Genomic DNA, 13,828 nt, shown 5'->3' with positions numbered 1-13,828 from the left:
TCCAATTAGAATTTAATTAATTTATTTCACGATAAAGCCAAGCTTTTGCAAATTGCCAATCGCGTTTAGCAGTTGCAATGGAAATGTTTAACATTTCGGCTGTTTCTTCTAAAGATAATCCGGAGAAAAATCTGAGTTCAACAATTTTGCAAGATCGTTCTTCAAACTTTTCTAATTTATTTAGAGCTTCATTTAGATTTAATATTTGTTCTTCATTTTCACTCAAAACAAAATCTGCGTTATCTAAAGAAAGCTGTGTTTTCCCAAAATTTCTTTTTTCTGATTTTTTCTTTCGGGCATAATCCACTAAAATTTGTCGCATTGATTTTGCTGCAATTCCATAAAAATGCGCTCTGCTTTCCCAAGATAAATTTTGATCGCCAATTAATCTCAAATATGCTTCGTGCACTAATTCAGTAGTTTGAAGAGTATGTTTTTTAAATTCATCCCGCAAATATTTAGATGAGATTTTTCTGAGTTCATTATAAACAATTGGTAAAATATTATTGAGCGCAAAACTATCTCCAGTCGATGCGGAATTTAATAACTGCGTAATATTTTGATATTTACCATTCATTTTAATAAGTCTTGTTATCTTATTAAAAGATAAATAATTATCTATCACTTTTACAAGTGTTCACATCACAAATAAACTTTTTATTTGGAAAATAAATTTGTGGAATGTTTAATTTTAACGGCTATAAAAAATTATAGCCGTTTATGTTGATCTGTATTTTATGGCACAGTATAATTTGAAGTTACATTAAATGCTTGATTATTGCTTGCAAGCGTTCCTTCAAACTTGAATGTCCATTGCTGACCAGAAGTAACGCCGGTATATTCTTCAATACCAACAGATTCATTTGCATTAAAAATTGTTGTACCGTCTCCTTCAACAACATCATTAAAATTCTGAGCTGGTAGACTGCAAGTTACTTTTGTAATTTTAACGGCAACACTTGGAGTTGCAAAAAATAAAATTCCTCCATTTTCTCCTTGTTGAGCGCCGATTGTAAATGTTACATTTCCAGTTCCACCTCCAATTCCTCCAGTACCAAATGGATCTGTAACTCCACCGGTTGTATCATCATCGCAAGAAATTATAAAAATTGATGAAAGAATTAAAAATATTGTAATAATCTTTTTCATTTTTTTCACCTTTAGTTAATATTAAATTTAACCGAAAAACCTAACTTTAATGATAGCGTGCTGTTGCTTCTTCCAGGAGTATTATATGTGTTTGACAATGGAATATATGCCATAAAATCTGAACCAAGTGTTACATCCTCTGATGCTTTAAAGTTATAACCGGTTCCAACGGCAATATCAAATTTCACTGATTTTGTTTCAATATTTATGGGTTGCACATTTGGTGCTTGACCTGTAACTATGGTATTTGATTCACCGCTTGAGCTTAGTTTAATTGCTAAAGATGGACCTCCGACTAAATAAAAGCCGCTGAATTCTGCTTTGAATAATGGATCGATCGATAAATATGAAAGAGACAAGGATGTTTCTTGTGTTGTTGTTCCAACAGTTTGTGAATTTGAAAAATTTTTCATATCAAATACTGTTAAGTTTAATAAAATTCCTATTGTTCTAGAAAATGAAATATCAATAGCACCGCCAATTCCAATACCTATTCCACTCCATGTTCCAGTTAATCCATCTTGATTATAAATATTCATATTTCCGGTAAGTCTTGGTCCAATTTTTATTCCTTGAGCAAAAGAAATATTGGTTAATATAATCACGAATAGAAATGATAAAATTTTTGTTACTTTTTTCATTTTGTTCTCCTTAAAATGGGTTATGTGAATTTATTAATTTGGAAATCGCTGTCTAATCTTGCTTCTCTTGAAATCTGATCTGTTAATATTTATATCAATATTGGGATCATAATCTTCATGATTTGAATAAATTACATCTCCACTTTGATTAACCCATCTGTGTTTCCATTGGTTTGTGGCAATTTCAATTTCATTTGTATAGGGATTTACATATTCTTCTTGTTCGGTAAGTGTTAAATACATATCATTATTTATTTCGGCATTAGTTCTTTGTCTGTGTTCTGTGATTTCTTTTCCTATCCGTTGAATTTCATTTTGAGTATCTATTAAAATTTGTCCGCGAGCAGCTTGACCTTTTAATTCTCCAACTAACCAATTAATGTTTATTTTTGTTGAATTGTGAATAATGTTGAAAACAGCTTCCCAATTTTTTAATTCATTCTGCGGAGTTCTAACAAGAAAAGTTTCTTTATTTCCCCACATGCCGGCACCGAGTTGTCCCCAATTTTCAATTAAAGTAAACATAAATTCATCATAATATTTTCCGCTTTCAGAATATCTTATTTTTAGATAAGCGGCATTGTAACTCATTGTTAAGTAGGGCATTGTTTGCTTTACTCTTGCTTCATAATTTGAAGCAAATTTTTGTAGATTTTTTTTTTCAAGAATTTGAATGTTTTGAACATTAGAATGTGCATATGGAAACGCAACTCTATTAATAAAATCTTCAGCATTCATAATGTTGTAAACTGTCATTCCTTGATAATTACTTCCTTCTGGAAACAAACCCATTTGTCCCGCCGGACTAAATCTTGCATCAAAAAAAAGTACATCCGGAAGCCAACGAATCATCACGCTACCTTCTCTATCTTTTTTAATTGAAAAATCTAATTTTGCTGCAATTGTATTTGAGGGACCGTTTTGAATTGCATTTACTCTATAAATTCCACCTTCTATAATCCAATCTTTTGGAACGAGAATATTGAAAGCATTTTCGTTTGGCTCAGATTTTCTCTCAAATATAATTGCTGCTGCAGAATTAATACTTGAGGGGTTTTCTTTATTATTATAATAAGATTGTGATGTTTTAATTGCATCTGTATTTTCTGAACAAGCAATTATAAAAAGAGTGATTATTAGTATTAGAATTTTTTTCATAAAGAAACCTTATTTTACAAACCAAAATTCATTGATAAACCAAACGTGTATTTACATTTTCTCATATCGACTGAAAAATCAATTCCACAATTTTTAATATTAATCACAGATAAATTTTTATGTGAAATTGCATTGTTATTTTCATTAATTGAATTTGCAGAAATTGGTGCATCGATTATTGAATAAATCCATGCTAGAGAAATTATGCTTACTCCCGCAATACCAAGCGGAGCAACATATGATGGTTCCGGATTTGAAGTTCCATAATTTGAATTTACCATTGCAGCAATTGCCATTCCGGCACCAATTCCAGCAACACCATACATAATTCCTAATTTGCCATATTCACCATTGTAGATTTGTCCCATTCCGGGAAACATTAATGCAAGACTAAACGCCAGCCATGGTGATTTGTAATTTTCATTAACAATTTTTTCATTGTTAAATAAATTTTGAGTATGAAGATTTGAAAATTGGATAAATGTTTTCAGTTCACAAATACTTGCGGGAACAATTTTGTTTTCTTTATCCTTTTCACTTGCAACTAAATATTGAGGAATTAGCAAATAAAACGCTAAGGCAAATTCAACAAATAGTTGTTTAATTAAGTTTTTCATTTCTATTATTTTATATTTTGTAATCAATAACCGAGTTAAATTTCTTGTTGCTTCCGTTTAATTTTCCGGTAAATGTAAATTTCCAATTTTGGTTAACTTTAACATTTTCATATCCAACTAAAAAAGTCCACTCGTTTTTTTTTATTGAAATTGCACCTATTCCGGAAATTATATCTACAAACTCAGCTACATTAATCATTACTTTTAAATCACTAATTCTTCTATTTGCTTTAAACCAAAACTCCGTTACCTCTTTAAATTCGCTGCTTTCACAATGAATGAGATCTATTTCTATTTTATTTTCTTTCTTCAAAAAAATCATTTGGTTTCCAGATTTCATCGAAGATTTCTTGCATTAAATTTTCAATGGAAATTTTTTCAAATTGACTTTTATAAAAGTAAGGTGTGAAATTGGGGTAGGTCAACACTCACAAGCCTACAATACCACTCAATTGCGGTTTCAAAAACACTCAATTATTTTTTAAATAATTAATTGACCAAAAATTTACAAATTATGAATTGCTTGAGTTAAACCTTCTGAGTGATCAATTCCAAGTTTTTTTCTTATGCGGGTTCTTGCAACTTCTACGCTTTTTGTGGTTTGATTTGTAATTTGCGCAATTTCTTTTGTGTTCAAATTCATTTTAAGAAAAGCACAAATTTTCTGTTCGTTTGATGAAAGTGAAGAAAATTTCTCGGTAAGTTTTTTATAAAATTCTGGATGAACTTCTTCAAAATGCTGCAAAAAATCATTCCAGCTTTCTTCTTCGGAAATATTAGTTAATTTATTTTTTAATTGTCGTATTTTCTTTTTATCACCGGTCTCATCAACTAAAAAATCATCTATTTCTGCAACAATTTCATGTAAAATTTTATTATTGCTCGAAATCATTAAAGCTTTGGAAGTGAGCTCTCTGTTTTTTGTGTTAAGCTGAGAACTTAATAAATCAATTTTTTTTGTTAATCTATTTGCGTTTTCTTTTTCTGCAATTCTTTCTTTTCTTTTTTTGTAGAAAAATGTACCGAAAACAAATAAAGAAATTATGATTAATATTATTAGGATAAGAATTAATAAATTTCTGTTTTTAACTTCGTTTTCAGAAATTAGCGCTTGGTTTTGAATTCTTAGTTTTTCCGTTTCAAGTTGTTCCAGTTTGTATTTTGCTTGAATATCTTCTAATGCTTTTATTTTTTCAATTGTAAGGAGAGAATCTTCAATTGATTTATGAATTTTTAAAAAATTATAAGCCGTATTAAAATCGTTTAGTTTTTGTGAAATCTGAGATAAATTTTTTGCAGCATCAGAAATGTGTTTAGGAAGTTCTTTTTTTTTCGCAAGATTATATGCGTCTTGTGCAAAATGTTTTGCTGAAATAAAATTATTCTTTATGAAATTTAACTCAGCTAAATCATTATAAGCAGAAATTATGCTAACCGTATCTCCAATTTCTTTAGAAGTTAAAATTGATTTATTCAAAAAATTTTCAGCATTTATTAAATCATTATTTTTAGAATAAAAATCTGCTAACATAATTTGAATTTCGCTTAGTCGAGCTTTATCACCAACAGCTTGAGCAAGTTCAATAGTTTTGCTAAAATACATTAATGCACTTTCGTTATCATGAATTGCAGCAAATGAAGATGCCAAATTTGCAAACCGTGTAAGAAGTCTGTAATTATCATTTAAGTTCTGTGCAATAACTGTGGAAAGTTTAAAATATTCAATAGCACGCGGATATTCTTTTAATTCTTTGTAAACATTTCCAATGCTTTCGTAACAATCGGAAACAAATTTTTCATCACCATATTCTGTAAAACTTTTCAGCGATTTCATCAAATATGAAAGTGCCGTTTGGTAATCGCCAATTTGATTAAATAAATTCCCGATATTATTGTTGCTTACTGCAATATAATATTTGTTATTTTCTTTCTCGCCTATTTCTCTTGATTTTTCGTGATGCCGAATTGATAAATCTTTGTTGCCAAGTTCTCTAAAAACAATTCCCAAACCTACATTCGTCCAAAATAATCCTTCCGAGTTTGAAGTTTTTTCATAAAGTTTCATTGCTTCGTAATATGAACTAACAGCGTTTGCATACTTTCCATTTTCCAATCCTAATTCGCCAATGTTGAAAAAACATTCAGCTAAAAGTGAATCATTGTTTAAAGTTTTTGCAGTTTCGAGAGCTGAATTGTAATAATTTGTTGCAAAAGAATATTTACTCTGCTGAAAAAAAATGTGTCCGATTTTTGTAAATAAATCCGTCTTTAATATTTGATTTTTCTCACTAGAATTTGATTTGAAATTTTCATCCAAAATATTTAGTGCTTTTTGATAATAATAAATTGCAGAATCCGGAAATATTTTTTTCTGGGCATCTCCTTTTTTAAAATATGAATTTATTGTTTGAATTAAATTTTGATTATTGGGATTTTGCGAATTTAATATTGCCGTGAAAAATTGAAGGAAAATTAAAACAATTATAATCTTACTAATCTTCATGAAATAATAACCCCTTAATATCCTTTTAAATTGCAATAAAAAAATTACAATTAGAATATTTTAAAATTATTTATGCAGATTTTTTATGTTCCAAATCATATGTATTGCTCATAACTTCATTAAGGAATTGGAGATTATCCGATTGTGAATTTGATAAAATTATTTTAACAACTGCAGTAAGCGGAACGGATAAAAACATTCCGGCAATTCCCCAAATGTATCCCCAAATTAATAAAGATAATAAAATTACAAGCGGATTTAAACCGAGCTTATTTCCTAAAAATTTTGGTTCCATAATATTGCCGATCAAATTTTCAGCAAAGGAAATTATTCCCCCAACAAAAAGAGTATAACCAATAGATTCATATTGAATTAAAGTCATAACAGCTGGTAAAACAGCAGAAATAATTGCACCAATATTTGGAATAAAATTTAGAAAGAATGAAAGCACAGCCCATACAATTAAAAAATCGATATCAAAAATCCAAAGTATAATTCCAATTACAACACTTTTTAATAAACTTAATAAGAACTTTGCCGCAATATATCTTTGAATTTGTTCTGTAATATCTTTAAACGCTTTTTCAATTGTTTTTTCACGATGCAATTTAACTTCATCTATTTTCTTTTGATTTTCAAATTTCTCTAATTCCTTATTATTAATAACAATGTTATTTTCAAAATTCTCTTCCGAAACATTTGCCTGAACTTTTAAATATCTATTTTTAATTGCGTTGATTAAATGCAAATGACTGCTATTTACAAAAATGAAAAAGAATAACACAAAAAACACTGCGGAAAAAATTGAAATTGTGGATGAAAAAAATCCGCTTGCCATATCGCTATAATCCAAATCACTAAGAATTTTGGAAATATCAAATTCTAAAAAAAACTTATCGACAATTCCAAAATTTGCGGCAGAAGTTTTTACAATATTATTTAATCTTTCTTCATACTGCGGAAGTTCTTCGCCCAAACGGCTGAATGAATCAATAATAAAAGTAGAAAGCGCCCAGAAAAATCCAATTATAATTAGTAAGTCTAAAAAAGTTGTTAAAGATTTAGGAATTTTGCGTTTTATTAAAAAATCATTCATCGGTTCAAAAACAAAAACTAAAAGGTATGCAATTGTTAGCGGTATAAATATATCTTGAAGTTCTTTAAGAACGCCTAATAAAACAACTAACCCAATAAATACAATAAAAAATTTTGCTGAGGGATCTACTAATTGCTTTTTCATTTATATAATTTATTTATAATTTAGATTAAAATTAACTATAAAATAATTCATTTTTTTAAACTTAGATAGGAAATTGGTGAGTAAAATGAAAAAATATTTGTACGTAATTATAATTTATTTGGTGCTGATTTTAGGTTGTAAAGAAAAAGAGAATTTAATAATTTCTGAAAATTCAGTTCATCCAGAGTGGAGTTACAATGCTTCAATTTACGAAGTTAATATTCGTCAATTTACAAATGAAGGAACTTTTAAATCTTTTATGAATCATCTTCCCGAATTAAAAAAACTTGGTGTTGATATTTTGTGGCTTATGCCAATTCATCCAATTGGTGAAAAAAACAGAAAAGGAACTTTGGGAAGTTATTATTCCGTAAAAGATTATAAAAGCATAAATCCAAACTTTGGAAACGAAAAAGATTTTAAAGTTTTGGTTGATAGCATTCACGCTTTAGGAATGTATGTAATAATTGATTGGGTTGCAAACCATACTGCGTGGGATCACAATTGGACAAAGACAAATCCCGAATTTTACAATAAAGATTCACTCGGAAATTTCATTCCGCCGGTTGCAGATTGGAGCGATGTTATTGATCTAAATTTTGATAACAAAAATCTTAGAACTGAAATGCTTAATTCTTTAAAATATTGGATAACTGAATTTAATATTGATGGTTACAGATGTGATGTTGCAGAAATGGTTCCGCTAGATTTTTGGAAAAATGCGCGACAAGAATTAGATAAAATTAAACCAGTTTTTATGCTTGCAGAAGGCGAAAATCCTGAACTTCATAAAAACGGTTTTGATATGACATACAATTGGAAATTAAAAGATGTGATGAACAATTTTGCAAAAGGTAAAATTTCTACTGATAGTATTAAAAATTTACTTATTAAAGATTCAAAAACAATTAATGAAAATGATTTTAGAATGAATTTTACATCAAACCATGATGAAAATACTTGGGCGGGAACTGAATTTGAAAGACTTGGAAATCTGTATGAACCTTTTGCTATTCTTACATTAACATTAAAAGGAATGCCTTTAATTTATAATGGTCAAGAAGCCGGTATGAATAAAAGATTAGAATTTTTTGAAAAGGATTTAATTCCTTGGCAAGAATTTAAAATGAGAAATATTTATACAAATATTTTAGCTGAGAAAAAAAATAATAAATCAATGTGGAATGGTGAAAAAGGCGGAAATATAAATTTCGTAAACCTTAATAATGAAAATGTTCTTTCATACTTTAGAGAAAAAGATGATGATAAAATTTTAGTGATATTAAATTTATCAAACTCTGATCAAGAAATTTTGGCAAATGATAAAAATTGTGTGGGAAGTTTTAAAAATGTGGTTTCGGAGAATTCTATGAATATTGAATTGAGCGATAAAATTAATCTTAAACCTTATGAATATTTTGTTTTGGTGAATTAAAGTTAAATGTGGAACGAAGAAAATTCAGTAAGGAATGAAAATTTTCATTCCTTACTGATTAAAATATAATTCGTATGGTCTTTGTAATTCTTCACTAAATTCTGCAATGCTAATATTTCTTGATTTACGAATAAATTCTTTTCCATCTAAAAAAACTAAAATTGTTGGAACTGCAAAAATTCTGTTTTGCGCAGAAACTTCTTTCAACAATTCACAATCAACATAAGCCATTTTAATTTTGGGAAATTTATCATTTAGTAATTCTTGAACTTTCGGTTTCAAAACTTTGCAAACATTACATTGCGGTGTGCTGAAATAAATTAGTACCGCTTCATTAACTTTAATAAATTCTTCAAACTCTACTTGTGATTTTATATCAATCATAATTTTCATTTAATTAAATAAAAAAACCGCAACTTAAGGGTTGCGGTTACAAAATTAAATATTTTTGAAACAAAAAATTAATCCACAAAAGGAATTTTTAATTCTTGTCCCACTTTAATTAAATCCGGATTTGTTAATTGATCTTTATTTGCCTCAAAAATTTTCATGTATTTATTAGCTTCATCAAAATAAACTTTTGCAATTTTACTTAAAGAATCACCGCTTGCAACTTTATGAATATGGTAATAATCTTTAGCTTCAACTTTTATATCAGCTTTCAAATCAGTTGGAGTTTGTCCGCCGATTTCTTTTATCTTATCCCAAATTGAATTTTTTTCATATTGTGTGTGAACAGTTCCGGATATTTTTAAACTACCTGCAGCTTCTTCAACTTTTGCTTCTTTCATATTAAATTTATTGCAGATTTCAAGAACCGGACCATATTTCATGGTTAGTGCCATAACTTCTCCTTTTCATTTAAGTTTATTGATATTCAAATTTAATAAAATTTTACTTCCAAATATTTAAATAATCTTTAATAAATTGTTGAAATGTAATTGGTTCTCGTTCTAAAACTTTTTGTACATCATTTGTTGTAAAATCAATTTTACCGTCTTTTATGTGTTTACATAATTGTAAAGTTCCAATAATTGTTCCTTTAGCCCAATTTGCATTTTGAAGTAATTTTTCAAAAACTTCTTCCGAAATATTTTTGTAATTAATTTCTTTATTTAATGCTTCTGAAAAAAGATGTGCAATTACATGCAAATTTATTGCTTGTTTTCCGGTTAAATTAAAAGTACTATTTTTTAAATTTTCGTTTAATAAGGCTTGAACGGCAACATCTGCAACATCTCTTACATCAACAAAACTTACTTTTGAATTTTCTGCGGGAATTGTAATTTCTTCTTCCGATATGATAAAATCTTTAAATAATTCCGTAAAGTTTTGCATGTAAACATTTGGGTGAATGAACACAAAAGGAATTTTACTTTTCTTTATGTGATCTTCAATTAATTTCATCGGTTTGTCTAATTCGCTTTCAATACTAATTGCAGAAATATTTACAATTAATTCAACTCCATTATTTATTGCCGAATCAACTACATTTATTACTTTTTCTTGAATTCCAAAATATGAAGGTGGAGAAACCAAAAGTAATTTTTGCACATTTTCAAAAATTGTCTCAAAAGTATCACTGTTGAAGTAATCAAACTTTACAAATTCAGAATTTTTCAAATTCATTTTTGATGCTTTTTCCGGATCACGAACTGCAATTTTAACTGATAAATTTTTTTCAATTATCTTTTGAGCAATTTCTAATCCAATTGATCCGCTTGCACCGATTATTAAAATTTTGTCTTTCATTTTTTCCTCCGAAATTTGACTTTACAAAAATTTGAAAATTATTTTTACTAAGACTCAAACAGAGGATGCGAATTGTAAAAATGCAGAAAAGTCTTTTATAATTTTAAATATAACTAAGTTTAATTTAAAATCAAGTCTGTTAACAAATTAATAATTTTACTTTTTCCAAAATTTAAGGTTTCAATTTTCATATCTTACAATACAAAATTTTTGAAAGAAATTTTTTAATGGAATCTTTTTTTTTCCTTGCTGCAATAATTGGTTTTGGACTAATTCTATTGGGTTTTGCTGGATGTATAATTCCCGGTTTACCGGGGCCGCCTTTAGCTTTTGCAGCTTTAATAGTTTTAAAATTAGCAGATGCTTCTATTTTTAGCGTTTCGTTTCTTGTGATAATGGCGTTGTTAAATATTGCTGTTTATTTTTTAGATTATTTACTTCCTTTTGTGGGCGCAAAGAGTTTTAAAGCTTCACGAAAAGGAATAATTTTTTCTGTAATTGGAATGTTAATTGGAATGTTTTTCTTTCCTCCGTTTGGAATGATGCTTGGACTTTTATTTGGGGCAATTATTGGTGAACTGCTTGCCGGAAAAGCTAAATCCGAAGCAATAAAAATAGGTTTGGTTTCATTTGCGTTTAGTTTATTTGCTATTTTTATAAAAATAATTTTAACCGCAGTTATGGCATTTTATTTTACAAAAGCCGTAATTGAAAATCTTGCTTGAGAATATTTTATGATAAAAAAAATAATAATTTTCTTAGTTTTTCTTGCTTTGGTAAGTTGTAACAATTCCCGCGAATCTGAAGAGAATAAAAATCTGATTTTAGATGATTTGGGAAGATCTTTTGAACCAAATTTAAAAATTCAAAAAATTGTGTCACTTGCACCAAATTTAACAGAACTTCTTTTTTCTTTAAAAGTTGGGAATAAAATTGTTGGAAATACAAAATATTGCAACTATCCGGATTCGTCAAAAATCATTGAAAAGGTTGGAGATTTATTAACTGTCGATGCGGAAAAAATTATTTCACTCAAGCCGGATATTGTTTTTATTACTGTTGAAGGAAATTCCAAATTCGATTATGATAAACTAAAACGACTTGGAGTAAAAGTTTTTGTTTCAAATCCAAAAAGTTACAATGGAATAAAAAAAACACTTTTGGCAATAAGCAAAATTCTTGGAAAAGAAAAAATTGCAGATTCACTAATAAATAATTGGGATTTAAGAATTGAAAAAGTGAAAAAAACTCACGATGTAATTGTTGCGCAAACTGTACTTTTTTTGGTTTCAACAAATCCAATTTTCACAGTAGGCAAAAATTCATTTATTAATGAAATATTAACTTTTTCCGGATTGCAAAATATTGCCGCCGATAAAGAAATTAATTATCCATTATTAAATCGTGAAGAAATTATTAAAAGAGATCCGGATTACATTTTACTTTACGAAACAAATACAAATAAAATTGAAGAACTTTTAACGGTTTATCCGGAATGGAACACATTGAAAGCTGTTATTAATAATAGAGTTTTTTATGTGAATGCCGATTTATATTCCCGCCCGGGCCCGCGTTTTGTAGATGCAGTAGAAAATTTAAATAAATTGGTTTTAGAAAATTAAGTTAATTAAATATGCTTTCATTTAAAAAGTAGCCACAATCTTCAGCTTGTGAAATTATTAAGAATGCAAGAGTTTAATAAAATATAATAATGCTTATTGGAATAATAATTTACTTCGGTTCCCAAGCAGAACCTTCACAAGGAATTTTTTCTTCGGTAGGATGTTCATCTAACTTTAAACATAAAATTGCGGTTTCATCAAAATGTTTACAGCTTGAGCAAAGTGTGTTTGTAATTATTTTTTCATTTTTTTCTTTAAAAATGTTGTATTGAATTACAGCCGGATGAATTATAACTCCATAAATTGAAATTGATACAATCGCCCACCAAAATTTGTATTCAATAAAATCCAAAACTAGCCAAAGAAATGGAAGTAAAATTGCTGTTCTTATAATTCCCCAATAAATAATTGCGCCCATTTTACTCTTTTATAATAATTTAGATAAATTGATTTTAGAATTATATTAAGTTAATTTTATTATTCTATTTTAGCAATTGAAACTACAAATAGTTAGAGATTTATAATTTTGAGGTCTTTTTGAGCAACGAAACAAATAATACAAATTCAGAAAGTTATGCAGAAAAACAGGCAAATTTGCCTCAAACTTCAGCAGTTAATTCCGAAAAAATTTCTGAAAACGATAAAAAACAAAATTTCAAAGACAGAAAACCTCGAAGAAATTTTCAGCCAAGAAGACATTATTACAACAAAAATAAACAAGCTGAAAAAACTTCAACTTCCGCTGTTATAACAAAATTTCAAAAAATTTCAATTCTAATTCCCTTATTTAACGAAGAAGAATCTTTAGGCAAATTAACTAAAGAAATTGTTGATCAATGTGATAAAATTTCTGCAAATTATGAAATCTTTTTCATTGATGACGGAAGTACTGATAATTCACTAAACGTAATTAAAAATTTAACAAAGACAAATAACAGAATAAAATATATTAGTTTCAGAAAAAATTACGGAAAATCTGCAGCATTAAATGTTGGATTTCAAAATGTAACCGGTGATGCAATAATTACAATGGACGCTGATTTACAAGATGATCCGGCAGAAATTCCAAATCTTATTGCGGAATTGGAAAAAGGAAATGATCTTGTTTCCGGTTGGAAGAAAAAACGCCATGATCCATTCATAAAAAAATATTCGTCAAGATTTTTTAATTATGTTACCAAAGTGATGACCGGAATCAAAATTCATGATTTTAATTGCGGATTGAAAGCTTACAGAAAGGATGTTGTTAAAGATGTTGATGTTCACGGTGAATTGCATAGATATATTCCGGTTTTAGCAGATTGGAAAGGTTATAAAGTAACAGAAATTCCGGTTAAGCATCATCCTAGAAAATATGGAAAAACAAAATTCGGCGTTTCAAGATTTTTTAAAGGCTTTATTGATTTAGTTACAGTAATTTTTACAACAAGATATATCCGCCGCCCGCTTCACTTTTTTGGTGTTTTAGGATTAATTTCGTTTTTAATCGGATTTATAATCGATGGCTATTTATCCATTTTATGGTTTACTAACAAAGCAAATTTAAGCAACCGACCAATTTTATATTTAGGCACACTTTTAATTATTGTGGGTGTTCAATTTTTCTCACTTGGTTTAATTGGTGAAATGCTTGTTCACAATAACAACAAAGAAAATGATTACGGTATTAAAGAAAAAAAATAATTTTCAAATCTTTTAAAATTAGGTAACG

16 protein-coding genes are annotated in these 13,828 nt (G+C 28.3%); 4 read left to right on the top strand and 12 right to left on the bottom strand.

The window, feature by feature from the left end; all coding sequences use genetic code 11:
• Window positions 1-16 precede the first annotated feature (16 nt).
• The 8 genes from IPM32_05700 to IPM32_05665 form a co-directional block, all read right to left on the bottom strand.
• Window positions 17-577, bottom strand: a complete 561-nt coding sequence (locus IPM32_05700) for a sigma-70 family RNA polymerase sigma factor (GenBank protein ID MBK8944753.1) — start codon at window positions 575-577, stop codon at window positions 17-19.
• A 158-nt stretch (window positions 578-735) separates the two neighbouring features.
• On the bottom strand, window positions 736-1,149 hold the full coding sequence (locus tag IPM32_05695; GenBank protein MBK8944752.1) for a hypothetical protein: 414 nt from the start codon (window positions 1,147-1,149) through the stop codon (window positions 736-738).
• 11 nt (window positions 1,150-1,160) lie between these two features.
• A complete protein-coding gene (locus IPM32_05690; GenBank protein MBK8944751.1) occupies window positions 1,161-1,790 on the bottom strand; it encodes a hypothetical protein in 630 nt (209 codons plus the stop codon).
• A 33-nt stretch (window positions 1,791-1,823) separates the two neighbouring features.
• The gene (locus tag IPM32_05685; protein ID MBK8944750.1) at window positions 1,824-2,948 is read right to left on the bottom strand and encodes a hypothetical protein; all 1,125 of its coding nucleotides are present in this window, start codon (window positions 2,946-2,948) and stop codon (window positions 1,824-1,826) included.
• Between the two features lie 14 nt (window positions 2,949-2,962).
• Window positions 2,963-3,565: a hypothetical protein gene (locus tag IPM32_05680; protein MBK8944749.1), complete on the bottom strand. Its 603-nt coding sequence runs from the start codon at window positions 3,563-3,565 to the stop codon at window positions 2,963-2,965.
• A gap of 10 nt (window positions 3,566-3,575) precedes the next feature.
• Entirely contained in the window at window positions 3,576-3,887 is a 312-nt protein-coding gene (locus tag IPM32_05675; GenBank protein ID MBK8944748.1) for a hypothetical protein, read from the bottom strand.
• A gap of 183 nt (window positions 3,888-4,070) precedes the next feature.
• Window positions 4,071-6,068, bottom strand: coding sequence for a tetratricopeptide repeat protein (locus IPM32_05670; GenBank protein MBK8944747.1), 1,998 nt, complete (start codon window positions 6,066-6,068; stop codon window positions 4,071-4,073).
• Window positions 6,069-6,138: 70 nt separating this feature from the next.
• Complete coding sequence (locus tag IPM32_05665) at window positions 6,139-7,308, bottom strand: AI-2E family transporter (protein ID MBK8944746.1); 1,170 nt, start codon at window positions 7,306-7,308, stop codon at window positions 6,139-6,141.
• 85 nt (window positions 7,309-7,393) lie between these two features.
• Between IPM32_05665 and IPM32_05660 the strand changes: the two genes are divergently transcribed.
• On the top strand, window positions 7,394-8,743 hold the full coding sequence (locus tag IPM32_05660) for an alpha-glucosidase C-terminal domain-containing protein (GenBank protein ID MBK8944745.1): 1,350 nt from the start codon (window positions 7,394-7,396) through the stop codon (window positions 8,741-8,743).
• A 51-nt stretch (window positions 8,744-8,794) separates the two neighbouring features.
• Here the strand turns inward: IPM32_05660 and IPM32_05655 are convergent, their stop codons facing one another.
• The 3 genes from IPM32_05655 to IPM32_05645 form a co-directional block, all read right to left on the bottom strand.
• Window positions 8,795-9,127: a thioredoxin family protein gene (locus tag IPM32_05655; GenBank protein MBK8944744.1), complete on the bottom strand. Its 333-nt coding sequence runs from the start codon at window positions 9,125-9,127 to the stop codon at window positions 8,795-8,797.
• Window positions 9,128-9,204: 77 nt separating this feature from the next.
• Complete coding sequence (locus IPM32_05650) at window positions 9,205-9,588, bottom strand: LysM peptidoglycan-binding domain-containing protein (GenBank protein ID MBK8944743.1); 384 nt, start codon at window positions 9,586-9,588, stop codon at window positions 9,205-9,207.
• Between the two features lie 49 nt (window positions 9,589-9,637).
• The gene (locus IPM32_05645) at window positions 9,638-10,495 is read right to left on the bottom strand and encodes an NmrA family NAD(P)-binding protein (GenBank protein MBK8944742.1); all 858 of its coding nucleotides are present in this window, start codon (window positions 10,493-10,495) and stop codon (window positions 9,638-9,640) included.
• Window positions 10,496-10,722: 227 nt separating this feature from the next.
• Between IPM32_05645 and IPM32_05640 the strand changes: the two genes are divergently transcribed.
• Window positions 10,723-11,220: a DUF456 domain-containing protein gene (locus tag IPM32_05640; protein MBK8944741.1), complete on the top strand. Its 498-nt coding sequence runs from the start codon at window positions 10,723-10,725 to the stop codon at window positions 11,218-11,220.
• A gap of 9 nt (window positions 11,221-11,229) precedes the next feature.
• Complete coding sequence (locus IPM32_05635) at window positions 11,230-12,117, top strand: cobalamin-binding protein (GenBank protein MBK8944740.1); 888 nt, start codon at window positions 11,230-11,232, stop codon at window positions 12,115-12,117.
• A gap of 109 nt (window positions 12,118-12,226) precedes the next feature.
• Here IPM32_05635 and IPM32_05630 read toward each other — a convergent pair whose 3' ends face one another.
• Window positions 12,227-12,535: a hypothetical protein gene (locus tag IPM32_05630; protein ID MBK8944739.1), complete on the bottom strand. Its 309-nt coding sequence runs from the start codon at window positions 12,533-12,535 to the stop codon at window positions 12,227-12,229.
• Window positions 12,536-12,744: 209 nt separating this feature from the next.
• On the opposite strand from IPM32_05630, the gene IPM32_05625 reads away from it, so the two are divergent.
• Window positions 12,745-13,800, top strand: coding sequence for a glycosyltransferase family 2 protein (locus IPM32_05625; GenBank protein MBK8944738.1), 1,056 nt, complete (start codon window positions 12,745-12,747; stop codon window positions 13,798-13,800).
• Window positions 13,801-13,828 lie beyond the last annotated feature (28 nt).

This window comes from Ignavibacteriota bacterium (assembly GCA_016716225.1).
Taxonomy (GTDB): domain Bacteria; phylum Bacteroidota; class Ignavibacteria; order Ignavibacteriales; family Melioribacteraceae.
This window is presented reverse-complemented; position numbering and strand designations above follow the sequence as displayed.

What these genes read in the sequence shown, in the direction of transcription:
- IPM32_05675 (MBK8944748.1), bottom strand. Translation starts at nt 3,887, where the DNA reads ATGATTTTTTTGAAGAAAGAAAATAAAATAGAAATAGATCTCATTCAT.
- IPM32_05670 (MBK8944747.1), bottom strand. Translation starts at nt 6,068, where the DNA reads ATGAAGATTAGTAAGATTATAATTGTTTTAATTTTCCTTCAATTTTTC.
- IPM32_05665 (MBK8944746.1), bottom strand. Translation starts at nt 7,308, where the DNA reads ATGAAAAAGCAATTAGTAGATCCCTCAGCAAAATTTTTTATTGTATTT.
- IPM32_05630 (MBK8944739.1), bottom strand. Translation starts at nt 12,535, where the DNA reads ATGGGCGCAATTATTTATTGGGGAATTATAAGAACAGCAATTTTACTT.
- IPM32_05685 (MBK8944750.1), bottom strand. Translation starts at nt 2,948, where the DNA reads ATGAAAAAAATTCTAATACTAATAATCACTCTTTTTATAATTGCTTGT.
- IPM32_05655 (MBK8944744.1), bottom strand. Translation starts at nt 9,127, where the DNA reads ATGATTGATATAAAATCACAAGTAGAGTTTGAAGAATTTATTAAAGTT.
- IPM32_05660 (MBK8944745.1), top strand. Translation starts at nt 7,394, where the DNA reads ATGAAAAAATATTTGTACGTAATTATAATTTATTTGGTGCTGATTTTA.
- IPM32_05700 (MBK8944753.1), bottom strand. Translation starts at nt 577, where the DNA reads ATGAATGGTAAATATCAAAATATTACGCAGTTATTAAATTCCGCATCG.
- IPM32_05645 (MBK8944742.1), bottom strand. Translation starts at nt 10,495, where the DNA reads ATGAAAGACAAAATTTTAATAATCGGTGCAAGCGGATCAATTGGATTA.
- IPM32_05690 (MBK8944751.1), bottom strand. Translation starts at nt 1,790, where the DNA reads ATGAAAAAAGTAACAAAAATTTTATCATTTCTATTCGTGATTATATTA.
- IPM32_05680 (MBK8944749.1), bottom strand. Translation starts at nt 3,565, where the DNA reads ATGAAAAACTTAATTAAACAACTATTTGTTGAATTTGCCTTAGCGTTT.
- IPM32_05695 (MBK8944752.1), bottom strand. Translation starts at nt 1,149, where the DNA reads ATGAAAAAGATTATTACAATATTTTTAATTCTTTCATCAATTTTTATA.
- IPM32_05635 (MBK8944740.1), top strand. Translation starts at nt 11,230, where the DNA reads ATGATAAAAAAAATAATAATTTTCTTAGTTTTTCTTGCTTTGGTAAGT.
- IPM32_05650 (MBK8944743.1), bottom strand. Translation starts at nt 9,588, where the DNA reads ATGGCACTAACCATGAAATATGGTCCGGTTCTTGAAATCTGCAATAAA.
- IPM32_05640 (MBK8944741.1), top strand. Translation starts at nt 10,723, where the DNA reads ATGGAATCTTTTTTTTTCCTTGCTGCAATAATTGGTTTTGGACTAATT.